This window comes from Marinobacter sp. CP1, assembly GCF_001266795.1.
Lineage (GTDB): Bacteria > Pseudomonadota > Gammaproteobacteria > Pseudomonadales > Oleiphilaceae > Marinobacter > Marinobacter flavimaris.
On record NZ_CP011929.1, the window covers coordinates 3,724,366 to 3,747,594 of the forward strand.

A 23,229-nucleotide genomic window follows, 5' to 3' on the forward strand; every position below is an offset into this window, starting at 1 on the left:
GGCGCGGAGCTTCCACACCTTGAAAATGTAGCCCGGAAGTATAACCGTTATACTGGCAGTTTTCAGCGCTGAAAAACCGGAGCAGTCTTCTATGACAACAACCCCGAAACCCTCCCAAGAACGGGCCATTGGCACCGTTGCGATTCGCTGGCACGGCAGCAGTCTTGAGCTGCTGGATCAACGCCTGCTGCCGGGAGAGGAGCACTGGATAACGCTGGAAGGCGCTGCCGGTGTAGCGCAGAGTATCCGGGATATGGTGGTTCGGGGCGCTCCTGCAATCGGCATCAGTGCAGCCTACGGGGTGGCCCTTGCGGCCAGACATGCCGGTGGCGGGGACTGGAAGGCCGAAATCAAACAGGCCATTCGCGAGCTTGCAGCTTCACGTCCGACCGCAGTAAACCTGTTCTGGGCGCTGCAGCGCATGGAAAGGATTTTCCATGCGTGCCATTCGCTGGACGAAGCGGTAAAACGCCTGGCCTCGGAGGCCCGGGCCATACATGAGGAAGACCTGGCCGCCAACTTTGCCATGGCGGACCATGCCCTTGAGTTTATCGGAGCAGAGGCACCGTTTTCGGTGCTGACCCATTGCAATACCGGTGCATTGGCCACCGGGGGCTACGGTACGGCACTGGGCGTTGTTCGTCGTCTCCATGAGGAAAAGCTGCTGGCAGACGTCTATGCCGACGAGACTCGCCCCTGGCTTCAGGGTGGCCGGTTGACGGCCTGGGAACTTTCACGCGACGGCATTCCCGTCACGTTGAATGCCGATGGTGCCGCTGCCGCCATCATGGCCCGGAAAGACGTACGCTGGGTGATCGTCGGCGCGGATCGAATAACTGCCAATGGTGATGTGGTCAACAAGATCGGCACCTACAGCCTGGCGGTTCTGGCCCGCCATCACAAAGTGGGCTTCATGGTGGTCGCGCCTTCAAGCACGGTGGACATGGCCACGGCGTCAGGGGCAGATGTGGCCATTGAGGAGCGCGACGGCATTGAGATCCGGGAGATACGCGGTATCGGGTTGGCGCCGGAAGGCATCAACGTATTCAATCCGGTCTTTGACGTGACACCGGCAAGCCTGATCGACGCGATCGTTACTGAAAAGGGCGTGGTGCATAACCCGAATATAACCGGTATGCAGGCGTTATTTGGTTGACGGTGGGGTGCGCTCCGGCTGCTTCTTTTTGGCGGCAGGCTTGTCAGGTGACCTTTTCACGTCGGGGTGCTTTTCCTCGTAGGTGGCCCTGAGTTCGGCCACCTGCCGTTCCTGCTCCTCAATAAAGTGCAGGGACATTTCAAAGCTTTGACGGGTGAACTCCAGCACTTTCTGGAAACCTTCATCCGAGAGCGTGCGAGCGTCATCATGCCGGCGGAAGATGTTGATAAACTCCCGCTCCCGCTCAAATTGCAGGGGCAGTCTCGCCACGCCCCAGTCATTCAGAATCTGCCAGACTTCGGGATTGTAGTTGCGCGTGGTGCGCATGATGAACGGGATGGGATCGTTTCTGGCAATGAGGGCTGCCAGACGTAGTATCAGTTCGAAGGACAGGGTGGTGGTGCCGTTCTCTATAGCCTCCAGGACGGACTTGTCCCGCAGGTTAAGGGCCTCGCTCATTTCAGATACGGTGAGGCCGGCCACTTCGCGGATGTCTTTGAGAGACTGGCCTGCTGTGAGCATTGCCCGCAGCTGATCCTGGGAATTGATCAGTGCCCGGCCCACCCGAAGAGACGTATCCGTCGCCTTGACCCCGAAGCGGAGCGCAGACCCGGTAAGGCTTGCCAGGCGGTCGATCAGGCCTTCCGGCGTTCGTTCCTGAGCCGCCGGTTTCTCCAACCCTTCCACTTCCTCCAGGGAGCGCATGGCATGTAGCGCGTCCAGTAGCATGTCTTGCAACATCCGTGCTTTCTGGTGGCTATCCTGTCCGCCTGCGTCCTGCTCAGTCATGAGACTTGGAGCTGCCTGTTCAACGTGTCACTGCGGCGGCCGGAGACTGTGCCGCAAATTGCTGGGGATCCAGGATCGATGCCATGCGGTTATCAAGGTCCAGCATGTCGGCCATGATATGTCCACCTTCCCGTATCACGAAATCCAGCTCCTCATCGGTGGAATTCAGGTCCGCCGCCTGCTGGTCTTGCCAGTCTTCAAGGTCTTCCAGCGACTCGAACGGTGTCTGGCCTTTCAGTTCACGACGGGCATTTGCGATCGTGAGCCGTGTGCGTTCAATCTGTTCGTGCTCAGCGCGGCGTTCTTCCAGGTTGAGGCTGACGCTGTCGGTGGCGCGCTGTTTGGTCAGGAAGTCGATCTCCTGCTTCAGCAGGCTGAACTCAGGGTTGGTTGAGAACCGCTCTTCGTGCCGCTTGCGAAGCTCATCGATAATGCCGCTGAAATCGAAGTAGCGTGTATGCGGCACGGCCTCGATCTGGTCCCAGGGCAGGGCATGATCCAGGGCGTCCTCACCGATGCGGGTCTTGTCGATACGAGAAGGAATCTCGATGTCCGGGATAACCCCTTTGTGTTGCGTGGAGCCGCCGGATACCCGATAGAACTTGGACTGGGTGATCTTGAGTTGCCCGTGGTTCAGGGGACGCACAGCCTGAACGGTGCCCTTACCAAAGGTCTGGGAACCGACAACCAGTCCGCGGCCATAGTCCTGGATGGCGCCGGCGAAAATTTCGGACGCTGACGCACTCATGCGGTTGGTGAGTACCACCAGAGGCCCGTTGTAGGCCACGGAAGGATCCTCGTCATTGAGTACCTGCACATCGTTATTGGCGTTGCGAATCTGAACGGTGGGGCCCTTGTCAATAAACAGGCCGACCAGATCATTGGCTTCGTGCAGCGCACCACCGCCGTTGTTTCGCAAATCCATCACCAGGCCGTCAACGCCGTCGGCTTCGAGCTCCGCAATCAGGTTGCGGACATCGCGGGTCGTGCTCTTGTAATTCGGGTCACCAGCCTGCATGGCCTGGAAATCCGCATAGAACGTGGGGATGGTAATGACGCCAATCGTATATTCCTTGCCACCACGTTCAAGACGTATGGTGTCCTTGCTGGCGCTCTGCTCTTCCAGCTTTACTTCATCGCGTTTGATGGCGATGGTCTCGGTAATGGTCTCGTCGGAGGCATTGGCCGGAATCACTTCCAGTGTGACGGTCGAATTGCGCGGCCCACGAATCAGATCCACCACTTCGTCCAGACGCCAACCGATCACATTCACCGGCTTTTCGTCTTCCTGTGCGACAGAAACAATGCGATCTGCGGGCTCAAGCTGACCCTGCTTGGAGGCGGGCCCGCCGGGTACCAGTCTCACCACCTTGGTGTATTCGTTGTCCGACTGAAGCACAGCACCGATGCCTTCCAGTGAAAGGCTCATGTTGATATTGAAGTTTTCTGAGGTGCGCGGCGAAAAGTAGGACGTGTGCGGGTCCCACATGCCGGTAAACGCATTCATATAGGCCTGGAAGGCATCTTCACTGCGGGCCTGGTACGCGCGCTTCAACTGGCCTTCGTAGCGGCGGCGCAGGGTTTCAACGATGGCTTCGTCTTCTGCCCCGTTCAGGCGCTGAGCCAGCACCGCATTTTTAATGCGCTTGACCCAGAGATCGTCCAGGGCCTCGGCGTTCGATTCCCAGTCCGCTTTCGAGCGGTCGACCAGAATACTTTCGTTGGCCGAGAAATCCAGCGTGTCGATGCCCTTGTCGATTGTTTCCAGAGCAAACTGGAGGCGCTCGATAATCCGTTGCTGAACCAGATTGTAAATATCGAATCCGGGCTGAAGCTGACCTGTTTTCAGGGCAGAGCCGAGTTGAGTGCGGATTTTGTCGAACTTCGCAATGTCGTCCTGCGAAAGATAGATTCTCTGCCCGTCGAGGTAATCCAGGTAGGCATCAAACACATCTCCGGAGAGTTCATCGCTGATTCCGAGGTCCCGGAAGTGGGTAAACTGCAGTTGACGGGCGATCAGGATATTGGCTCGCGCCTGATCAATCGTCGGTGCAACTGGCTCGTACACGTCTGGAGTTTCAACGTTCGCATGAAGCCCCAGTGGCGCAGACAGCAGCAATGCTACAGTCATTGCCTTGCACACCCCGAACCGAACAGATCCGGCCGAAGAGCGACGAGCCATAATTCTTTCCGCGATGCTCATAAATGCTTACCCGACGGTGTTGGTAGCCCCTCGGTTTGCGAGGGAGTGTCTACCCGTGACTTATTAAATTTATTGTAGGCAAGCACTACACCCGATGCCATAGGCAGGGCGTATCGGATCGTGACAATCTGTCCATGAAGACGCCACGTTCGTAACTGAGGGATCATCGGGGTTGAGGCGTGTTGCACACGGGGAAACTGCCGGGAGAATCGGTAAATCCTCCCGGCAGCAGACGTGCAGAGGCTGAATCAGGCGAACGGTGTGTTCGTTTCCGCCTTTTCCTGCAACAGTCTGGGTGGTGCAAAGCGTTCACCATAGGTCTCGGCGAGCGCCGATGCCCGCTCCGTGAATGCTCTCACGCCATACTGATTGATGAACTGAATCGCGCCACCGGTCCACGGCGCATAGCCAATGCCAAAGATACTGCCGATATTCGCATCCTCTACCGTTCGCAATACGCCTTCCTCCAGACAACGAACGGTTTCGATGGCCTGAATGAAGAGGATCCGGTCTTTCAGCTCCTGCAGTTTGACCGTTCTTGCCTTCTCCGCATTCACGAACAGAGTTTCCAGCTCCGGCCAGAGGTGTTTCTTGCCGTTGGCAGGGTACTCGTAGAAGCCCGCGCCCGCAGCCTTGCCCTTGCGGCCATGTTCGTTGACCATCGCATCAGTGACGGCCTCCGCTGGGTGGGGATTCCAGGTTCCGCCGGCGGCTTCGGTATCCTTCCTGCTCTGATCCCGGATGTGTTGCATCAGGGTCATGCTGACTTCGTCGGAAATCGCCAGTGGCCCGACGGGCATACCGGCCAGCACCCCCGCGTTTTCAATGCTCGCTGGATGAATACCTTCGCCAAGCATGCAGATGCCCTCGTTGACGAAGGTCCCAAAGACCCGCGAGGTAAAGAACCCTCGACTGTCGTTGACCACCACGGGAATCTTTCCGATCTGCTGAACGTAGTCAAACGAGCGCGCCAGGGTTTCATCCGAGGTTTTTTCGCCGACGATGATTTCTACCAGCTGCATCTTGTCGACCGGTGAGAAGAAATGCAGGCCAATGAAGTTCTCGGCGTTCGCAGAGGCTCCGGCGAGCTGGGTAATGGGGATGGTTGAGGTGTTGGACGCAAAAATCCCGTTTGCCACCAGTTTGGGTTCCGCTTCCTGGGTCACTTTTGCCTTCAGTCCACTGTCCTCGAAGACCGCCTCGATCACCAGGTCACAGCCTTCCAGATCGTCTGACGAATCGGTGGCCTTGATGCGGCTCAGGATGTCTGCCTTCTGTTCTTCCGTCATTCGGCCACGACTGACTTTCTTGGCGAGCAGGTTCTCCGAGTAGCTTTTGCCTTTTTCGGCATTTTCAACGGAGACGTCTTTCAGCACCACATCGATACCCCGTGTCGCCGTTGAATAGGCGATACCTGCGCCCATCATGCCTGCGCCCAGAACACCCACCTTGCGGAAGGTTTCTTTCTCAACGCCCTCGGGGCGGCTGCCGCCCGCCTTGATGGCGTTCAACTGGAACCAGAAGGTGCCGGTCATGTTCTTGGCAACCTGGCCGATCACCAGTTCCGCAAAATACCGGGTCTCGATCAGGCTGCCGTTATCGAAATCGACCTGAGCGCCTTCAACGGCAGCAGAAAGTATGCGCTCCGGGGCCGGATAGCAGCCTTTGGTCTTCTGCTTCAGCATGGCCGGAGCGATCGCCAGCTTCTGCGCCATGGCAGGATGGTGGGGCGCGCCACCCGGGAACCTGAAGCCTTTCTGGTCCCACGGCTGCTGACATTTCGGGTTGGCCTCAATGAACGCTCGGGCTTTCGTGATCATATCGTCGGCAGAATCTGCCAGTTCGTTGATAATGCCGGCCTTGAGCGCAGCTTTCGGATTTACCTTTTTGCCTTCCATCAGGAACGGGAAGGCTGCCTCCAGGCCAATCATTCGAGGCAGTCGCTGGGTGCCGCCGCCACCTGGCAGCAGGCCCAGAGTCACTTCCGGCAGTCCAAGTTGAATGCTGTCGTCATTGATGGCGACACGGTAATGACAGGCGAGGGCAATCTCGAGGCCGCCACCCAGGGCGGAGCCGTTGATGGCTGCCACCACGGGTTTTCCGGTGGTTTCCAGAAACCGCATGTGCGATTTCAGGCCGTTGACCATATCCTCGAAAGTCCCGGCGTCTTCGCGCGTGACCTTATGCAGTTCTTTCAGGTCGCCGCCGGCAAAAAACGTCTTTTTGGCGGAGGCAATGATGATGCCGCGAATGTTATCCAGGTCTTCCTTCACTTTTGCGGCGGTTTCCGACAGGGCGTCCCGAAAAGCAGCGTTCATGGTGTTGGCGGACTGGCCGGGCATATCGATGGTGAGGGTCAGGATCTGGTCTGAACCCAGTTCGTAACGAATAGCACTCATAATTGGTTCTCCTGGAAAAGTGGACGGGTTCAGACGCGCTCAATGATGGTGGCAATGCCCATGCCGCCACCGACGCACAGTGTGGCCAGGCCGTAGCGCAGCTCGCGCCGCTCCAGCTCATCCAGCAGGGTGCCAAGGATCATGGCGCCGGTGGCACCCAGCGGGTGGCCCATGGCGATAGCCCCGCCGTTCACGTTCACTTTTTCGCCGGGAACCGAGAGTTCCCGCTGGAAGCGCATAACCACAGAGGCGAAGGCCTCGTTCACTTCAAACAGATCGATCTGATCGGCAGTCATGCCCGCCTTTTCCAGTGCCTTGCGCGCTGCCGGGGCGGGGCCGGTGAGCATGATGGTGGGGTCTGTGCTGGTCACGGCCGTGGCGATGATGCGAGCGCGCGGCGTCAGCCCCATGGCTTTGCCCTTGGCTTCACTGCCGATGAGCATGGCGGTGGCACCGTCGACGATACCTGAGGAGTTGCCGGCATGATGAACGTGGTTAATCTTCTCCACGTAGTGGTATTTCTCCCGGGCGACACCGTCGAAGCCCATCTCGCCCATCATCTGGAAGGAGGGTTTCAGGCCGGAAAGGCTTTCCAGGGAAGTGTTGCCACGCACATGCTCATCGCGATCAAGGATCACCACGCCATTCTGGTCAGTGATCGGAATGATGGACTTCGCAAAGTAGCCGTTCTGCCAGGCATTGGCCGCTTTCTGCTGGGATTTCACGGCAAAGCCATCAACGTCTTCACGGCTGAAGCCCTCGAGGGTGGCAATCAGGTCTGCGCCGATGCCCTGGGGCATGAAACCGGTATGCAGATTGGTTTCCGGATCTGTGGCCCAGGCTCCGCCGTCGGAGCCCATGGGCACACGGGACATGGCCTCCACGCCGCCGGCAACCACCATGTCTTCCCAGCCAGAGCGAACTTTCATGGCCGCCAGATTCACGGCTTCCAATCCGGAGGCGCAGAAACGGTTCAGGGTGACGCCCCCCACTTTTTCATCCCAGTCAGCGGCCAGCGCTGCCGTCTTGGCGATATCTGCACCCTGGTCACCCACGGCGGTTACGCAGCCCATCACAATGTCGTCCACCTGGGCGGTATCCAGGCTGTTCCTCTCCTGCAGCGCATGGAGCACCGTGGTCAACAGCGAGATGGGTTTGACGCTGTGAAGTGATCCGTCTTTTTTTCCGCGCCCCCGGGGGGTGCGGACTGCATCGAAGATATAAGCCTCGGTGGTCATTGCTTGTCCTCTGGTCATATTGTTTTCGGGTTTGATTTACCGATGACACAACCATAGCCGGTTGCGGTTGCAGGGGGTAATGACGCGGGCTGCCAATCGCATTGGCGAAATTGCTCATGAACCATGACAAGGAGGGGGCTGGCTTCTATGGTGTTAGAAACCGCAGACGAATTTGGGAGGCGGAAGCCATGTCTCTGCGAGATGCAATCGACAATTTCTACGAGCGGCTGGTGGTGGATGCCATCGAGGCAACGCGGGAGGAGTCTGACACAGCGGACTATCTGACCGATGTTATGTGCGTGGCTCTCAACCGACTGCCCACACGCTATTACCGGCATTCAATCGATATGATGTTTTACTTGGCGGACGAGGAACTCAAGGGGATGAAACAGAAATCCCTGGCCGCCGTAAAGGAAGCCAGGGAATTCGTCAGGGAACATCAGCGGGAGTAGACCGCTGGGCGCCTCAGGCCTCGTTCAGATTGGCGATAGCCCTGTTCAGTCGCTCAGCGAGCTCCGTGTCCGCGTTTTTGCCAGTGCCACCCAGGCACCAGGCTGCCAGCAGTTTCTCTACATCCTGCATTTGATCCGTGCTGTTGTCGGCGGAACCCATGCCATTGGCAAGGCGCCGAACCTGGATTTCCATGCGGCGCTGCTGATCGGCTTCGGGGGAGGGCACGCCGCAAAGGATTTCTGCGCGAATCACCAGCTCGACCGGATCGCTGGCGTCTGACGTTTCGGCCAGCGCAGCCCAGTGCTGAGGCGCTGATTCACTGCTGGACTGGCCCGCTGTGGCCGCCATCACCAGAGACTGCCAGGAAGCCATTTTTGCCTGCAGTCTCAGAGCCGAGAGAATCTTGCTCAGCCGCTGCTTTTCTTGCTGGACCTGTTCCCTGACGCCTTTTGAGAGCGTAGCGGCATCAATATCCTTGAGCGTCGCCAGGGCCGCAGTGACTGCCTGTTCGTCACTTTCCGGGGATATTCCTGAAACCTTATTCAGGCCTGCTTGTGCCGTCTCGTCGGCGGCACGTGATGCCTGCTGCTGTTCCGAGCGCTCGGCATCACGGCGGGCGAAGATCTGGTCACAGGCCTTTCGGAACGCTTGCCATAGTTTGCGGTCTTCCCGATGGCGGGTGATTCCGATGGCTTGCCAGTCTCCCTGGAGGGCCTTGGCCTGGTTCATGGCCTCCTGAAGCGGCTCGTGTTCGACCAGGGCCTGGGCCTTGTCCACGATCGTCTGTTTCAGGCCTTCGTTCTTGCGCCGTTCCTCGTCCAGGGGTGCTTCCAGCCTCTTGAGCAGTTCATCGAAGCGCTTTTGAACGGCCCGATTGTCGCGGAATTCCACTGGCCAGGCCTCTTTCCACTCCTGGCGGGCGGTCTGGTGGATTCGTTCCGCGGCTTTCCAGTCGATGGAAGACCAGTCGGCATTGTCCAGGAAGCTTTCGAGCTGCTCGCAAATGGCGGACCGTTTTTCCAGATTGGCCTGTTTGAGGCCGGACTTGGCAGAGAAGTAGGCCTTGCAGGGCTCGTAAGCCTTGTCCGAGGCAGCTTTGAACCGGGACCACAGCGAGCGATCTGAAGAGCCGCCGAGATCGCGCCACTCATTCTGCAACTCCTTGATTCGCTCGGCCTTTGCTTCCGGATCCATTGGCTGCTCTGCCAGGTATTCCATTTGCTCGCACAGGGCAATCTGCTTGGGTTCCGTGGCGAAGCCCTGCCAGTCCGAGAGTTCACGCAATTGCCCGGTAAGCAGCTGCATACGCGCCTGATAGGGTTTTGCGTGGCGCTGGTCCAGATCCCGGAAGTGCTGTTGTGCCGTTTTGAAGAGCTGTTTGGATTCTTTCAGCTGTTTGGCCTCCAGAGCCTCCTCCAGTTGCCTGATTTCGGCCTCAAGGCGATTCGTCAGAGCTTTCTGTTGCTCCTGGTCAACTCGGGGCTCTGCCGGTTTCTTGCGTTTGCCGGCCAGCTTCCGCAATGGCTCCAGTAGTGCCGGGATGGGATAGCCTTCCGGCCAGTTGATCTCGGCAACCAGTGTCTTTGCCTGGGCACGCTGCTCGTCGGTGGCATCGTCTGCGCGCTCGAGCAGTGCGCCAAGTTCGACGATGGTTTCCCGTTCCTGGGTAATCCGACGGACAGAACTCAGGTAATTGCGCAGTGCCAGCATGGCGTTTTCGTAGGCTTTCTGTTCCTGCTTCTCCACTGCCGTATCCCGGGTTGCTTCCAGCCAGCGGTTTTCCTGAGTTTTCTGGAGTGCATCCAGGGACGCCAGTGAGGGCAGTGTTTCAGGCGGTTGAGACTTGAGCTCGTCCAGTGTGCGGGTCAGCAGATCCAGGGTTTCCTGACGTTGCAGCTTCTGCTCGCGCTGGCGCTTTTCATCTTCCGCCGCAGATTGCAGGGCCGCAATGCGCTCTTTGCACAGGTGAACCGCTTCGAGAAAGGCCTGGGCCTGTTCCGGTGAGGCGTGTGTTTCCACCTCTGTCCATTGTTTCAGCAGGGCATCGAGCCGGGCCCCATAAAGCTTGGTATCGTCACTCTTCGCCTGATCCTGCGCGTGGCGGGTAAGGGTAGCGATGGTCTGGCTGATGCTGTCCAGCCGGGCCTGTTCTTCGCGCCGCTGCTGCAGTGCCAGTTTAACGATCTGGTAGACACCTTTGTCACGGCCTTTGGCCTGTTTCTGCACGTCCTGCAGGCTGGCTTCGTCGGTCAGTCTGCCTGCAGCGGACTGCCGGATATCCGCGGTAACGCCCTCAATGGCAAGCTTGGCCAGGACATCCTGGGATGGTGCGCTCTCCAGTGTTTTGAGCTGTTCTTCCCTCCGGTCAGTCCGGGTATCTTCCTGTTCGACAGGCTCTGGCTGGGTGGCTTTCCGCTGTTTTGGCGTTGCCTCGGTTGTCTTGCGGGATTTGAACAGTTTCTGGATGAACGCGGCCATAAGAGTATCCTTGGGTGTTGAAACCAGTTCACGGTGTCGGGCAAAGTTGTGCCGCCACCGGCCGTCGGCATCCGGTCAGGGATACCGGGTAGTTTGACTGGTCAGCCTGAGGTGCTGGCCAGCAGGAAAAATTCGCGGCTAGTCTAGCGTTTTGTATGCGTGTGCGGAAAGGGTCTGTATGGCAAAACAGGAAAATGACAACGATCAGGATTACAAGGCCCGGGCAACGGCACTCAGGTTGCTTGCCAGGCGCGAGCACAGTCGCCTCGAGTTAAGCCTTAAACTCCGCCAAAGAAAGCTGCCGGGCGACATTATTAACGCTGTTCTGGATGATTACGAGAAAGAGGGTTGGCTAGACGATGATCGGTTTGCTGACGTCTACGCCCGCCAAAGAATGGACCTTGGTTACGGACCGCTACGGATTCTTGGCGAACTTCAGCAGCGCGGGGTCCACAAGACTCCGGAGTGTGTTGCCGAGATGGCGGAGGAGGATTGGTGTCAGCGAGCTATCGGTATCCGCGATAAGCGTTTCGGCCTGGCGGATCTGAGTGACGACTGGGACGAAAAAGTGCGGCAGGCGCGTTTTCTGAATCGTAGGGGCTTTTCCGCCAGTCAGGTGGAGCGCGCGCTCGAGGCTCGTAGCGAATAGCCGGCGGAAGTCAGATTCTTCAAAGGGTTGGCGGTATCATGCCCAGTTCTGCGGGCAGGCCGGCCCTGAGCTTTCCGTCCGTTTGCAGCTCGCCTGATCGGCCTTCCGGCGCCCGGCTTTCCTCCATCTGTACGATCTGTTCCTCTGCTTCGGTCGCCGGGATACCCGGCTGGTTGAGCCGGGCGAGTACATCGTAATAGCGCCGTATATTCTGGACGTAGATCACCGGTTCGTGGCCCCGGGCATAGCCAAAGCGGGTCTTGGTATACCATTCCTTCTCGGCCAGTAACGGCAGGAATTCCTTTACGTCCATCCACCGGTCAGGGTCTCGTCCCGCGCCTTCTGTAAGTCGTCGGGCGTCCTCCAGATGCCCGAAACCCACGTTGTAGGAGGCGAGGGCGAACCAGGTGCGGTCTGGCTCCGGGATTCGTTCCGGGATTTTTTCGTGCACGATCCGGAAATACTTGGCGCCGCCCTGAATGCTTTCTTCGGCGTCCAGGCGGTTATTGATGCCGATATGGCTGGCGGTGTTCCTGGTCAGCATCATCAGTCCACGGACCCCGGTGGGCGATACCGCATTGGGGCGCCAGTGGGACTCCTGGTAACCAATGGCTGCGAGCAGTCGCCAGTCCATGTTGAACTCGCGGGCATAGTCGCGAAACAGCGACTCGTATTTGGGCAACCGGTTCTCCACATGATGCATGAAGGTTCGGGCACCCACGTAATTCAGTCGATCAAGGTGGCCATAGAAGCGCTCGGAAATCTGGGCCAATGTTCCGTTGGTCTCGAGACTTTCCAGGAACTGGCGGGCCGCTTTTGCCAGGGAATCATCCTGCGCTGACGGGAAAAACCAGGCCAGTTCACCGGGTTCTCCAAGGGTAAAGGCCTCCTTCACCATCGGGTAGAATACGTGGTTAAGGTCGAGCTCGTTGGAGGAAACCATTGCGTAGGGGAATTCGCCGCTTTCAACGCGGGACAGAACGCCCGCGGCGTCCAGTCCGGGATGCACCTCCCATTCAAGCTCTGCGTTTTCCCGGCGGGCTTCATTCAGGCGGTGCTCGTGGTTGCTGTCGGATACCACGTGCACCGTTTTCCCGATCAGGTCTTGCAATGATTCGGGCCGCTCGACATCACGGTTATAAACCAGGATCGACTGGGCGGTGATGCCGGTCGCTACGGTGCGATACTGATTGGCAGTATGGGGTTGTCTGGAAAGCCCGAGCATCCCGAAGTGGGCGTAGTTCTTTTTCAGAACGGACAGGATTTCTGTGTTGTTATCGGCAACGCGGACCCGGAGCTTTACGCCCAGTTCCTCGGCGAACAGTTTTGCCAGTTCGTAATCATAGCCGGTGGGGCCGTCTTCACTTTCCACATAGATAGACGGCGCCGTCCGGGTAATCACATGCAGCACCCCCTCATCACGGATTTCCTGGAGAGTGCTGGGCTGTGAGCATCCGATCAGTATCAGGGCAGTGCCGAGGAAGAAAACAATCCCGGCGGATGCGCTTTTGAAAGCAGCAAATATCTTTGGCAAGTCCATGGACTCCGTCACGGCTGGATCATCTGGTTGTAGCGTCGCTCAAAGCCACGCAACCTTGTCTATCCTGAGCGTGGAATTCCTTTCCACAGATTCAATGATCCTTGGTGTCGGAGGCCTGGTCAATAAAGCTGGTTAATTAATGTGCAAAACAATGTTAATTGTACGGCCCGGGATTAACGCCTCAAGCGCTGTATCCTGACCCCGCTTTCGAGTATCATGTCGGCCTTTCAAATTGCACCCAGACTTCCCCGTTTCGCGCGATACAGGTTGATATCATGCTTGAACTTCGCGGCGCTCCCGCGCTCTCGCCATTCCGCTCCCGCAAATTGCATTCCCGAATTCAGGATATCGTGCCTGAAATCGAGCATGTTTATGCTGAGTTCATGCACTTTGTTGACCTGGAGGCAGACCTCTCGGACGCGGAGCAAGCTATTCTGGATCGGCTCCTCACCTATGGCCCGAGTGTGCCGGTGGAAGAGCCTGACGGCGTGCTTTTTCTGGTTGTGCCTCGCCCCGGCACGCTCTCGCCCTGGTCCAGCAAGGCAACGGACATCGCCCGAAACTGTGGCCTGCGGCAGATACATCGGATTGAGCGGGGCACGGCCTATTACATTCGTTCGGGGCGCAAGCTTGGCCTGGAACAACGCGAGAAAATCGCAGCGCTTCTGCATGACCGCATGACCCAGAAAGTATTTCATGAGATGGGCGGCGCAGAGCTGTTGTTCAGCCATGAAGAGCCTCGGCTCCTGGGAAGGGTGCCAGTTCTCGCCGGTGGTCGCGATGCCCTGGTGGAAGCCAACTCGCGCCTGGGGCTGGCGCTTGCCGAAGATGAAATTGACTACCTGGTTAAGTCCTTCACGGATCTTGAGCGGGATCCGACCGACGTGGAACTCATGATGTTCGCCCAGGCGAACTCCGAGCATTGTCGCCACAAGATATTCAACGCGTCCTGGGATATTGACGGCGAGGGTCAGGAAAAATCCCTGTTCGCCATGATCCGGAATACCTTCGAAATGAACAGCGAGGGCGTGCTATCCGCCTACAAGGACAATGCCTCGGTTATTCGGGGTAGTCGTGGTGGCCGCTTCTTCCCGGACCCCGAGACGGGTGTCTACGGATATAACGAAGAAGACATCCATATTCTGATGAAGGTGGAAACGCACAACCACCCGACGGCGATTGCTCCTGCCGCCGGCGCCGCCACGGGCTCCGGCGGCGAAATTCGCGACGAAGGTGCTACCGGCCGGGGTTCCAAGCCCAAAGCGGGTCTGACTGGTTTCACAGTCTCAAACCTGAATCTGCCGGACGATCCCCAGCCATGGGAAATCAACTACGGCAAACCTGAACGCATCGCTTCACCGCTCGACATCATGATTGAAGGGCCTATTGGTGGCGCGGCATTCAATAACGAATTCGGACGTCCCAACCTGGCGGGCTACTTCCGGACCTTTGAGGAAAAAGTGCCCGGAGCCGCCGGCGAAGAAGTCCGCGGTTACCACAAGCCGATCATGATTGCCGGTGGTCTTGGCAACATTCGTGAGGAGCATGTTGAAAAGGGCAATATCCCGGTGGGCGCGAAACTCATCGTGTTGGGTGGGCCCTCCATGCTGATCGGTCTGGGCGGTGGTGCGGCTTCGTCCATGGACTCGGGCTCCAGTAACGAAAATCTGGACTTTGCGTCAGTACAGCGGGACAACCCCGAGATGGAGCGTCGGTGTCAGGAAGTTATCGACCGCTGCTGGCAGATGGGCGACAGGAACCCTATTGCGTTCATCCATGATGTGGGCGCCGGTGGTCTGTCCAACGCTATGCCTGAGCTTGTCAAAGATGGCGGTCGCGGCGGTAAATTCGAGCTTCGCGACATTCCCAGTGACGAGCCGGGAATGTCTCCGCTGGAAATCTGGTGTAACGAATCCCAGGAACGATATGTGATGGCAGTGGCTCCGGAAAACCTGGAGCAATTTGACGCCCTGTGCCGCCGCGAGCGCTGCCCCTATGCCGTGATAGGCGAGGCGACAGAAGCTCATCATCTGGAATTGGGCGATTCCTACTTCGACGACAAGCCGGTTGATCTGCCGATGGAAGTGCTGTTCGGCAAACCGCCGCGCATGCATCGGAGTGTCAGCCGCGCTTCCTTTACGAAGCCCATTTTCGACTCCACCAAAATCGATCTGGATGATGCCATTCGCCGCGTTCTGCGTCTGCCGTCTGTTGGCTCCAAGAGCTTTTTGATCACCATTGGTGACCGGACCATTACCGGCCTGGTTGCCCGGGATCAGATGGTTGGGCCCTGGCAGGTTCCGGTGGCTGATGTGGCTGTGACGGCCACCTCCTTCGATGTTCGCACCGGTGAAGCAATGGCCATTGGCGAGCGCACGCCGGTCGCCACGATCGATGCGCCCGCGTCCGGTCGCATGGCCGTCGGTGAAGTGATTACCAATATGGCGGCAGCGCCGATCGGCAAGTTGGCCGATATCCGGCTCTCTGCAAACTGGATGGCCGCTGCTGGCCACCCGGGTGAAGATGAGAATCTCTACGAGACCGTTCGCGCCGTAGGCATGGAATTGTGCCCGGAGCTTGGAATCACGATCCCCGTGGGCAAGGACTCCATGTCCATGAAGACCATGTGGGAAGAAGACAGCGGCGAACAGAAAAGCGTGACTGCACCGCTTTCATTGATTGTCAGTGGTTTTGCACCGGTTATTGATGTTGCAAGGACGCTGACTCCCCAGCTGGTCAAGGATGCTGGCGAGACAGATCTGATCCTCGTGGATCTTGCTGCTGGCCAGAACCGCCTCGGGGGCTCCGCTCTGGCTCAGGTTTACCGTCAGGTCGGTGCAGTTGCACCGGATCTGGATGACCCGGAGGACATCAAGGCTTTCTTTGCGGTTATTCAGGGTCTGAACAGCGACGGTAAGCTCCTGGCCTATCACGATCGTTCAGACGGCGGCCTGTTCGTCACCCTTGCTGAAATGTGTTTCGCCGGCCACTGTGGGGTTGATATCAAGCTGGATGGCCTCGCCGAGGATCGCAGTCAGTTTGCCCGGGAACTTTTTAATGAAGAGCTGGGTGCCGTCATCCAGGTACGCAGGGAAGACACCGGTTTTGTCCTGCAGCAGTTCTCTGCCGCGGGTCTTGGGGATTACATCAGTGTTATCGGTAGCCCGAATGATACTGACAACCTTCGCCTGACCTTCGAAGGTAGCACTGTGGTGGATGAATCCCGGGTGGAGCTCCAGCGCCTGTGGTCCGAGACCAGTTACCGTGTTCAGTCGCTCCGGGATAACGCCGATTGCGCTCGTGAAGAATTCGATAACCTGCTTGACGCAGAGGATCCCGGTCTCCACGCCGAACTCTCTTACGACATCAACGACGACGTGGCTGCCCCTTATATCAACAAGGGAGCCCGTCCAAAAGTTGCGGTTCTGCGGGAGCAGGGTGTCAATGGTCAGGTTGAGATGGCAGCCGCATTCGACCGTGCCGGCTTCGATTCTGTCGACGTGCATATGAGCGATCTGCTCTCCGGCCGGGTTACGCTGGAAGGCTTTAACAGCCTGGTTGCCTGTGGCGGTTTCTCCTACGGTGACGTTCTGGGCGCTGGCGAGGGCTGGGCCAAGTCGATTCTGTTCAGCGATCGCGTCAGGGACCAGTTTGCGGCGTTCTTTAATCGCCAGGACACGCTGGCGCTGGGTGTGTGCAATGGCTGCCAGATGCTCTCCAATCTTCACGAACTGATTCCGGGAAGTGAGGGCTGGCCACGTTTCGTACGCAACCAGTCCGAGCAGTTTGAGGCGCGCCTGGTTATGGCTGAGGTGATGCCGTCACCGTCGGCGTTCATGGATGGCATGGCCGGTTCCCGTATGCCGATTGCCGTTGCTCACGGCGAGGGCAGGGTTGAGTTTGCCAGCGGCACCTCGGCAGAAGCTCTCTCCGAGAACGAGTTGGTGGCGCTGCGCTATGTGGATAATCGGGGGCAGGCGACCGTACGCTATCCCTACAACCCGAATGGATCCGAAGCCGGTATTACTGGTGTGACGACGCGCGATGGCAGGGTCACCATCATGATGCCGCATCCCGAGCGAGTGTTCAGGGCTGTCCAGCATTCCTGGCGCCCCTCAGAATGGCAGGAAGATGGTTCCTGGATTCGCATGTTCCGAAATGCGAGACGCTGGTTCGGCTGATTTTCCGTTCCAGTGACAAGCCGGTTTTGGGTGCGCTCAACATGAGTGTTTATTCCAAAGCCGGCTTTTTTGTTTTGCGCCCTTTTTTTGGGCGTTTTTCAAGGGAAAAAATCGGCAAAAATGGCAAAAATCCCCTTGACTCAGTATTTTTATGCACATTGCTGGTGCCTCCCTGTTTGTTCTGTGCACAAAGAGCGGGAATTTGGTTCAACTTTTGCTCAAAAGTCATAACCAATTGAAAAATATAGAATAAATGAATCAGGTGATTTTGTCGCCAATTTAACGGAAGTGCAGTGATTACGGGGTTTGAGGGCGTGTTCCCAAAAACTTTCCCCAGAGTTATCCACAGATTCTGTGGGTAAGTATCTAAGCTATTAATCTGTACAAAAAATATCCGACCTGAAGGAGGTTTTTCGATGTACAAGATGTGTTATTTCGTTCCGGAGACTCACGTCGAAAAAACCAAACAGGCATTGTTCGATGCCGGCGCCGGTCGAATCGGTGATTACGATTCCTGTGCCTGGCAATGTCTTGGAAGAGGGCAGTTTCGTCCGCTTGAAGGAAGCGATCCGTTTCTCGGTCATGCCGGGGAGATTGAAGCGGTGGATGAATACAAGGTTGAGCTGGTTTGCGCCGACGAGCTGATAAAGGATGCTCTCGCGGCACTCAAGCAGGCCCACCCATACGAGGAGCCCGCTTACGAAATCTATCGAATGGAGGAATTGTAGTCGCCCGCGCTACTTGCGGTCTTTCGCCATGGGGTGGCGGATATCACTCACGTGAACCCCGAAGGATTCGCGGCTGTAGTCAGACAGGAAAAGTTCCAGGGTTCGCTTGACGGTCGGGAACGAGATTTCTTCCCAGGGAATCTCGTCCAGGCCGAACAGTCTGGATTCGAGGGACTCCTCACCTGCACCAAACTGACCGTCTTTCAGTGTGGCCCGGTAGAACATGTGAACCTGATTGATGTGCGGGACGTCGATGATGGAATAGAGGCCTTCAATGTTAACCTCTGCAAGCGCCTCTTCCATCGTTTCCCGCTCCGCGGCCTCGATGGTGGTTTCGGCGTTCTCCATGAAACCCGCAGGCAGCGTCCAGTAACCATAGCGAGGTTCGATAGCGCGGCGACACAGCAGTATCTGGCCCTCCCACACGGGCACCGTGCCGGCGACAATGCGTGGGTTCTGGTAATGTATGGTATCGCAGCTGACACAGACATAGCGGTGACGGTTATCGCCTTCGGGGATGCGTTGTTCAACCGGATGGCCGCATGTGCTGCAGTACTTCATGATTTTCCCCGTATACTTAAATTGGTTTGGTAGTCAGTTTAACGATCCCGGCTGCCTCTGTCTCATCCAACCTCCGGATGTACCGTGGAGATGAACATTGCGTGATTTACTTGCCGAGCGCCTGGCCGGCTATGCACCGCGCCAGTTGGCCCTGGATTATCCTGAGGCAGGCATACTGGTTCCGGTAACCGACGATCTGAAAAACCCGGAGATGATCTTTACGCTCAGGTCCGAGAATCTGAGCACCCATCGCGGGCAGGTCGCCTATCCCGGCGGCAAAAGGGATTCGGAAGATCCGTCTCTGGCAGCAACGGCGTTACGTGAAACCCATGAAGAGATCGGATTGCCGCCGGATCAAGTACAACTAATTGCGCCGCTCAGTCAGGTGATGTCCCGCTACGGAATTCTAGTTACACCTTACGTTGGTGTGATTCCCGGAGATCATCCTTTGGAGCCAAACCCCCATGAAATCGAAAGTGTATTCCGCGTGCCTCTATCGTTTTTTCTGGAAGACAGGCGGGAGCGCACAGATGCTCTGGATTTCCTGAACCATACGTTTTACGTACCCTGCTACCGTTGGGAACGCTACGAGATCTGGGGCCTGTCGGCAGTGGTTCTGGTTGACTTCCTGAACGCTGTGTACGATGCCGGAATCGATCTGCTTGAACCGCCTGAAGGAGGCTGAGAATGTTTTACCAGTTGAATGACCGAACGCCGGAACTGGAAGGTGAGGGTCACTTTGTGGCCGAGAACGCGTCGGTGATAGGCCGTGTCCGGCTGATGGATAAGGCCAGCGTCTGGTTCAATGCCGTTCTACGTGGTGACAACGAGTGGATCACCATTGGGCCTGAAACAAATGTTCAGGACGGTTCGGTACTGCATACAGACCCGGGTATGCCTCTTACTCTGGGTAAGGGTGTAACGGTTGGTCACAAGGTAATGCTCCATGGGTGCGAGATTGGTGATTACTCTTTAATTGGCATAAATGCTGTGGTTCTGAACGGAGCAAAGATTGGCAAGCACTGCCTGATTGGCGCCAATGCTCTCATTCCCGAAGGAATGGAGGTGCCTGACGGCTCCATGGTTGTCGGTTCGCCGGGCAAGATCAAGCGGGAGCTCAACGATAGCCAGAAGAAGATGCTGGAAATGAGTGCGCAGCACTATGTTCAGAATGCTGCCCGCTACGCCGATGAGCTCAAGCCCTGCGAGCCGAAAAAATGAGTGTTGCTGACAAGGTTCGATCGCCCTGCTTAAGCATCTGCGCGCTTGATGAAAATGACATCTGTGTGGGCTGCCATCGAAGTGGGGATGAGATCACCCTCTGGACCAGGATGGATGACGACGAACGGCGCGAGGTGCTCCGGAAAGTGGCGGAGCGCGAAAAAGGTTCCCTGATTCACGGCTAACATAGGTGTTGGTAAATCATGACTGACTCAGTTCGAATTGGTACTCCCCTTAAAGGTAATGCCTTCAGGGTTTTGTTTTGTGGATCCGGTGAGCTTGGCAAGGAAGTTGTCATTGAACTTCAGCGCTATGGCGTCGAAGTGATCGCTGTCGACAGATATGCGGATGCGCCTGCCATGCAGGTGGCGCATCGGAGCCATGTCATCGACATGCTGGACGGCGCCAGCCTGCGCAGTGTTATCGAACAGGAAAAGCCGGATCTGATTGTTCCGGAGATTGAAGCGATTGCCACGCCGGAGTTGGTAAAGCTCGAAGAGGAAGGCTATCGCGTCATCCCCACCGCCAGAGCGGTGAACCTCACCATGAACCGTGAAGGAATCCGGAGGCTCGCGGCTGAAGAGCTCGGGCTGCCTACCTCACCCTACCGCTTTGCGGGTACCCGGGAAGAATACCTTGCCGCCGTGAACGAAATAGGCCTGCCACTTGTGGTAAAGCCGGTCATGAGCTCGTCGGGCAAGGGGCAGAGTACCGTCAAGACCGAGGATGATATTGAAGCGGCCTGGGAATATGCCCAGTCTGGCGGGCGTGCCGGTAAGGGAAGGGTGATTGTCGAAGGCTTTGTGGACTTTGACTATGAGATTACCCTGCTCACCGTCAAGCACCGTGATGGCGTATCTTTTTGTGAGCCCATCGGGCACAGGCAGGAAGATGGAGACTATCGGGAATCCTGGCAACCACAGCCAATGGCCCCGCTGGCCTACGAGCGTTCGGCCGAAGTTGCCCGCGCTGTGGTCGAAAACCTCGGTGGCTATGGCATCTACGGTGTGGAGCTGTTTGTTAAGGAAGACAATGTCTGGTTCTCCGAGGTTTCGCCGCGTCCGCACGATACTGGCCTGGTTACGTTGGTCTCACAGGACCTGTCCGAATTTGCTCTGCATGCCCGAGCCATTCTGGGTTTGCCCATTCCCGCGATACGGCAGACTGGTCCCTCGGCATCAGCCGTGATTCTTCCTGAGGGCGATTCGGCGTCCGTATCGTATTCCGGTCTTGAGACAGCGCTTTCCGAGCCGGATACTCAATTGCGTTTGTTCGGCAAGCCCGAGTTGAAGGGGCGCCGTCGAATGGGCGTTGCCCTGGCGAAGGGCGCAACGGTGGATGAAGCGCGCAAGAAAGCTCGCGACTCGGCAAATTCGATTACCGTTGAACTGTGAGGTTCACCCAGGCCTGGCTCTGATCAGCCAGGCTTATGAAGGTTTGATGACGATTTCCGAAAAAATTCGGAACGAACCGTTGACACCTTCAGGCAGGTCTGTAGAATGCGCATCTCTTTCGAGGGGAGCACCGCTGAGGCGGCTGAGGAATCGAAAGATAACTGTTTGAAAGCACTGAAGAAAACGAGTTTCAAAATTCTTCAGAAAGCAGTTGACAGGCAAGCGATTCACTGTAGAATGCGCGCCTCGAAACAAGCAGTAAGCCGGGTCATTTTTCGGCGCTTTCCGGAGACGGAAAACATCGAAAATAAACGGTTGACAAGGCGGCGCTACGATGTAGAATACGCGGCCTTGATTGAGCAACAGCTCAAGCGCTCTTTAAAAAGTTGACCAAGTAATTCGTGTGGGCGCTGGCCGAGGTATTTCGGATACGAAATATCAGGACAGTGACTCGTCGAAATTGAGTTTTGTCTTGAGCAAGAATAGAGAATCTTCGGATTCTTGTATGATTTAAACTGAAGAGTTTGATCATGGCTCAGATTGAACGCTGGCGGCAGGCTTAACACATGCAAGTCGAGCGGTAACAGATCTAGCTTGCTAGATGCTGACGAGCGGCGGACGGGTGAGTAATGCATAGGAAACTGCCCAGTAGTGGGGGATAGCCCGGGGAAACCCGGATTAATACCGCGTACGCCCTTCGGGGGAAAGCAGGGGATCTTCGGACCTTGCGCTATTGGATGTGCCTATGTCGGATTAGCTAGTTGGTGGGGTAAAGGCCTACCAAGGCGACGATCCGTAGCTGGTCTGAGAGGATGATCAGCCACATCGGGACTGAGACACGGCCCGAACTCCTACGGGAGGCAGCAGTGGGGAATATTGGACAATGGGGGCAACCCTGATCCAGCCATGCCGCGTGTGTGAAGAAGGCTTTCGGGTTGTAAAGCACTTTCAGTGAGGAGGAAAACTCTGCGACTAATACTCGTAGGGCTTGACGTTACTCACAGAAGAAGCACCGGCTAACTCCGTGCCAGCAGCCGCGGTAATACGGAGGGTGCAAGCGTTAATCGGAATTACTGGGCGTAAAGCGCGCGTAGGTGGTTTGATAAGCGAGATGTGAAAGCCCCGGGCTTAACCTGGGAACGGCATTTCGAACTGTCAGGCTAGAGTATGGTAGAGGGTAGTGGAATTTCCTGTGTAGCGGTGAAATGCGTAGATATAGGAAGGAACACCAGTGGCGAAGGCGGCTACCTGGACCAATACTGACACTGAGGTGCGAAAGCGTGGGGAGCAAACAGGATTAGATACCCTGGTAGTCCACGCCGTAAACGATGTCTACTAGCCGTTGGGACTCTTGAAGTCTTAGTGGCGCAGCTAACGCACTAAGTAGACCGCCTGGGGAGTACGGCCGCAAGGTTAAAACTCAAATGAATTGACGGGGGCCCGCACAAGCGGTGGAGCATGTGGTTTAATTCGACGCAACGCGAAGAACCTTACCTGGCCTTGACATGCAGAGAACTTTCCAGAGATGGATTGGTGCCTTCGGGAACTCTGACACAGGTGCTGCATGGCCGTCGTCAGCTCGTGTCGTGAGATGTTGGGTTAAGTCCCGTAACGAGCGCAACCCCTATCCCTAGTTGCTAGCAGTTCGGCTGAGAACTCTAGGGAGACTGCCGGTGACAAACCGGAGGAAGGTGGGGATGACGTCAGGTCATCATGGCCCTTACGGCCAGGGCTACACACGTGCTACAATGGTGCGCACAGAGGGCTGCAAACCCGCGAGGGGGAGCCAATCTCACAAAACGCATCGTAGTCCGGATCGCAGTCTGCAACTCGACTGCGTGAAGTCGGAATCGCTAGTAATCGTGAATCAGAATGTCACGGTGAATACGTTCCCGGGCCTTGTACACACCGCCCGTCACACCATGGGAGTGGATTGCACCAGAAGTGGTTAGTCTAACCTTCGGGAGGACGATCACCACGGTGTGGTTCATGACTGGGGTGAAGTCGTAACAAGGTAGCCGTAGGGGAACCTGCGGCTGGATCACCTCCTTAAACGAAGCCGAACGCTTCGGTCAGAGTCCACACGAATTACTTGGTTAGCTTAAGAAGAGAGCAAAGGGTCTTTGCAGGCCCGATGTCGGTTTGGTTAAACCTCAGGGTTTAGCGCCGGATTCGGATCGGCTGGCAAGGCGCAGGTTGAGTGAAGGCGGGAGCGTACATCAGTACGTGACCAACTGAG

The 23,229-nt window shown here is 57.0% G+C and carries 18 protein-coding genes and 1 rRNA gene; 11 read left to right on the forward strand and 8 right to left on the reverse strand.

The features are described from left to right. The first annotated feature begins 91 nt into the window (after positions 1 to 91). Complete coding sequence (gene mtnA, locus ACP86_RS17140) at positions 92 to 1,156, forward strand: S-methyl-5-thioribose-1-phosphate isomerase (RefSeq protein WP_008171458.1); 1,065 nt, start codon at positions 92 to 94, stop codon at positions 1,154 to 1,156. On the opposite strand, the gene ACP86_RS17145 is transcribed toward mtnA, so the two are convergent. The 4 genes from ACP86_RS17145 to ACP86_RS17160 form a co-directional block, all read right to left on the reverse strand. Then, the gene (locus tag ACP86_RS17145) at positions 1,145 to 1,945 is read right to left on the reverse strand and encodes a helix-turn-helix domain-containing protein (protein ID WP_039881881.1); all 801 of its coding nucleotides are present in this window, start codon (positions 1,943 to 1,945) and stop codon (positions 1,145 to 1,147) included. The genes mtnA and ACP86_RS17145 overlap by 12 nt on opposite strands. A gap of 19 nt (positions 1,946 to 1,964) precedes the next feature. Beyond that, on the reverse strand, positions 1,965 to 4,148 hold the full coding sequence (locus ACP86_RS17150; protein ID WP_053114888.1) for a carboxy terminal-processing peptidase: 2,184 nt from the start codon (positions 4,146 to 4,148) through the stop codon (positions 1,965 to 1,967). 248 nt (positions 4,149 to 4,396) lie between these two features. Further along, the gene (locus tag ACP86_RS17155; RefSeq protein ID WP_008171463.1) at positions 4,397 to 6,547 is read right to left on the reverse strand and encodes a 3-hydroxyacyl-CoA dehydrogenase NAD-binding domain-containing protein; all 2,151 of its coding nucleotides are present in this window, start codon (positions 6,545 to 6,547) and stop codon (positions 4,397 to 4,399) included. 29 nt (positions 6,548 to 6,576) lie between these two features. Beyond that, a complete protein-coding gene (locus ACP86_RS17160) occupies positions 6,577 to 7,785 on the reverse strand; it encodes an acetyl-CoA C-acetyltransferase (RefSeq protein ID WP_053114889.1) in 1,209 nt (402 codons plus the stop codon). A 188-nt stretch (positions 7,786 to 7,973) separates the two neighbouring features. On the opposite strand from ACP86_RS17160, the gene ACP86_RS17165 reads away from it, so the two are divergent. Continuing rightward, entirely contained in the window at positions 7,974 to 8,237 is a 264-nt protein-coding gene (locus ACP86_RS17165; protein WP_014576682.1) for a late competence development ComFB family protein, read from the forward strand. Between the two features lie 13 nt (positions 8,238 to 8,250). Here the strand turns inward: ACP86_RS17165 and ACP86_RS17170 are convergent, their stop codons facing one another. After that, a complete protein-coding gene (locus ACP86_RS17170) occupies positions 8,251 to 10,716 on the reverse strand; it encodes a DUF349 domain-containing protein (protein WP_053114890.1) in 2,466 nt (821 codons plus the stop codon). Between the two features lie 178 nt (positions 10,717 to 10,894). Here ACP86_RS17170 and ACP86_RS17175 point away from each other — a divergent pair, with 178 nt between their 5' ends. After that, positions 10,895 to 11,365: a regulatory protein RecX gene (locus ACP86_RS17175; RefSeq protein ID WP_053114891.1), complete on the forward strand. Its 471-nt coding sequence runs from the start codon at positions 10,895 to 10,897 to the stop codon at positions 11,363 to 11,365. 19 nt (positions 11,366 to 11,384) lie between these two features. Here the strand turns inward: ACP86_RS17175 and mltF are convergent, their stop codons facing one another. Then, positions 11,385 to 12,905: a membrane-bound lytic murein transglycosylase MltF gene (gene mltF, locus ACP86_RS17180; RefSeq protein ID WP_053114892.1), complete on the reverse strand. Its 1,521-nt coding sequence runs from the start codon at positions 12,903 to 12,905 to the stop codon at positions 11,385 to 11,387. Between the two features lie 275 nt (positions 12,906 to 13,180). Between mltF and purL the strand changes: the two genes are divergently transcribed. Further along, entirely contained in the window at positions 13,181 to 17,086 is a 3,906-nt protein-coding gene (gene purL, locus ACP86_RS17185) for a phosphoribosylformylglycinamidine synthase (RefSeq protein ID WP_053114893.1), read from the forward strand. Between the two features lie 49 nt (positions 17,087 to 17,135). On the opposite strand, the gene ACP86_RS22715 is transcribed toward purL, so the two are convergent. Then, positions 17,136 to 17,510: a hypothetical protein gene (locus ACP86_RS22715; protein ID WP_141201893.1), complete on the reverse strand. Its 375-nt coding sequence runs from the start codon at positions 17,508 to 17,510 to the stop codon at positions 17,136 to 17,138. Between ACP86_RS22715 and ACP86_RS17190 the strand changes: the two genes are divergently transcribed. Then, entirely contained in the window at positions 17,503 to 17,814 is a 312-nt protein-coding gene (locus tag ACP86_RS17190) for a YqfO family protein (protein WP_053114894.1), read from the forward strand. The genes ACP86_RS22715 and ACP86_RS17190 overlap by 8 nt on opposite strands. 9 nt (positions 17,815 to 17,823) lie before the next feature. Here ACP86_RS17190 and ACP86_RS17195 read toward each other — a convergent pair whose 3' ends face one another. After that, positions 17,824 to 18,375, reverse strand: coding sequence for an NUDIX hydrolase (locus ACP86_RS17195; protein WP_008171471.1), 552 nt, complete (start codon positions 18,373 to 18,375; stop codon positions 17,824 to 17,826). 97 nt (positions 18,376 to 18,472) lie between these two features. On the opposite strand from ACP86_RS17195, the gene ACP86_RS17200 reads away from it, so the two are divergent. The 6 genes from ACP86_RS17200 (at position 18,473) to ACP86_RS17225 (ending at position 23,042) form a co-directional block, all read left to right on the forward strand. Next, positions 18,473 to 19,060 (forward strand): NUDIX hydrolase, encoded by a 588-nt coding sequence (locus ACP86_RS17200; protein WP_008171474.1) that lies wholly within the window; start codon positions 18,473 to 18,475, stop codon positions 19,058 to 19,060. 2 nt (positions 19,061 to 19,062) lie between these two features. Beyond that, positions 19,063 to 19,596: a gamma carbonic anhydrase family protein gene (locus ACP86_RS17205; RefSeq protein WP_008171478.1), complete on the forward strand. Its 534-nt coding sequence runs from the start codon at positions 19,063 to 19,065 to the stop codon at positions 19,594 to 19,596. Beyond that, the gene (locus tag ACP86_RS17210) at positions 19,593 to 19,781 is read left to right on the forward strand and encodes a DUF1289 domain-containing protein (RefSeq protein WP_053114895.1); all 189 of its coding nucleotides are present in this window, start codon (positions 19,593 to 19,595) and stop codon (positions 19,779 to 19,781) included. Before ACP86_RS17205 ends, ACP86_RS17210 begins: the two co-directional genes overlap by 4 nt. An 18-nt stretch (positions 19,782 to 19,799) precedes the next feature. After that, positions 19,800 to 20,990, forward strand: a complete 1,191-nt coding sequence (gene purT, locus ACP86_RS17215) for a formate-dependent phosphoribosylglycinamide formyltransferase (RefSeq protein WP_008171482.1) — start codon at positions 19,800 to 19,802, stop codon at positions 20,988 to 20,990. Between the two features lie 105 nt (positions 20,991 to 21,095). Next, on the forward strand, positions 21,096 to 21,380 hold the full coding sequence (locus tag ACP86_RS17220) for a hypothetical protein (RefSeq protein WP_053114896.1): 285 nt from the start codon (positions 21,096 to 21,098) through the stop codon (positions 21,378 to 21,380). A gap of 122 nt (positions 21,381 to 21,502) precedes the next feature. Beyond that, a 16S ribosomal RNA gene (locus ACP86_RS17225) occupies positions 21,503 to 23,042 on the forward strand. The last annotated feature ends 187 nt before the right edge of the window (positions 23,043 to 23,229 follow it).

Coding starts and splice junctions, on each gene's coding strand:
- mtnA (WP_008171458.1), top strand. CDS start 92: ATGACAACAACCCCGAAACCCTCCCAAGAACGGGCCATTGGCACCGTT.
- ACP86_RS17145 (WP_039881881.1), bottom strand. CDS start 1,945: ATGACTGAGCAGGACGCAGGCGGACAGGATAGCCACCAGAAAGCACGG.
- ACP86_RS17150 (WP_053114888.1), bottom strand. CDS start 4,148: ATGAGCATCGCGGAAAGAATTATGGCTCGTCGCTCTTCGGCCGGATCT.
- ACP86_RS17155 (WP_008171463.1), bottom strand. CDS start 6,547: ATGAGTGCTATTCGTTACGAACTGGGTTCAGACCAGATCCTGACCCTC.
- ACP86_RS17160 (WP_053114889.1), bottom strand. CDS start 7,785: ATGACCACCGAGGCTTATATCTTCGATGCAGTCCGCACCCCCCGGGGG.
- ACP86_RS17165 (WP_014576682.1), top strand. CDS start 7,974: ATGTCTCTGCGAGATGCAATCGACAATTTCTACGAGCGGCTGGTGGTG.
- ACP86_RS17170 (WP_053114890.1), bottom strand. CDS start 10,716: ATGGCCGCGTTCATCCAGAAACTGTTCAAATCCCGCAAGACAACCGAG.
- ACP86_RS17175 (WP_053114891.1), top strand. CDS start 10,895: ATGGCAAAACAGGAAAATGACAACGATCAGGATTACAAGGCCCGGGCA.
- mltF (WP_053114892.1), bottom strand. CDS start 12,905: ATGGACTTGCCAAAGATATTTGCTGCTTTCAAAAGCGCATCCGCCGGG.
- purL (WP_053114893.1), top strand. CDS start 13,181: ATGCTTGAACTTCGCGGCGCTCCCGCGCTCTCGCCATTCCGCTCCCGC.
- ACP86_RS17190 (WP_053114894.1), top strand. CDS start 17,503: ATGTACAAGATGTGTTATTTCGTTCCGGAGACTCACGTCGAAAAAACC.
- ACP86_RS17195 (WP_008171471.1), bottom strand. CDS start 18,375: ATGAAGTACTGCAGCACATGCGGCCATCCGGTTGAACAACGCATCCCC.
- ACP86_RS17205 (WP_008171478.1), top strand. CDS start 19,063: ATGTTTTACCAGTTGAATGACCGAACGCCGGAACTGGAAGGTGAGGGT.
- ACP86_RS17210 (WP_053114895.1), top strand. CDS start 19,593: ATGAGTGTTGCTGACAAGGTTCGATCGCCCTGCTTAAGCATCTGCGCG.
- purT (WP_008171482.1), top strand. CDS start 19,800: ATGACTGACTCAGTTCGAATTGGTACTCCCCTTAAAGGTAATGCCTTC.
- ACP86_RS17220 (WP_053114896.1), top strand. CDS start 21,096: ATGCGCATCTCTTTCGAGGGGAGCACCGCTGAGGCGGCTGAGGAATCG.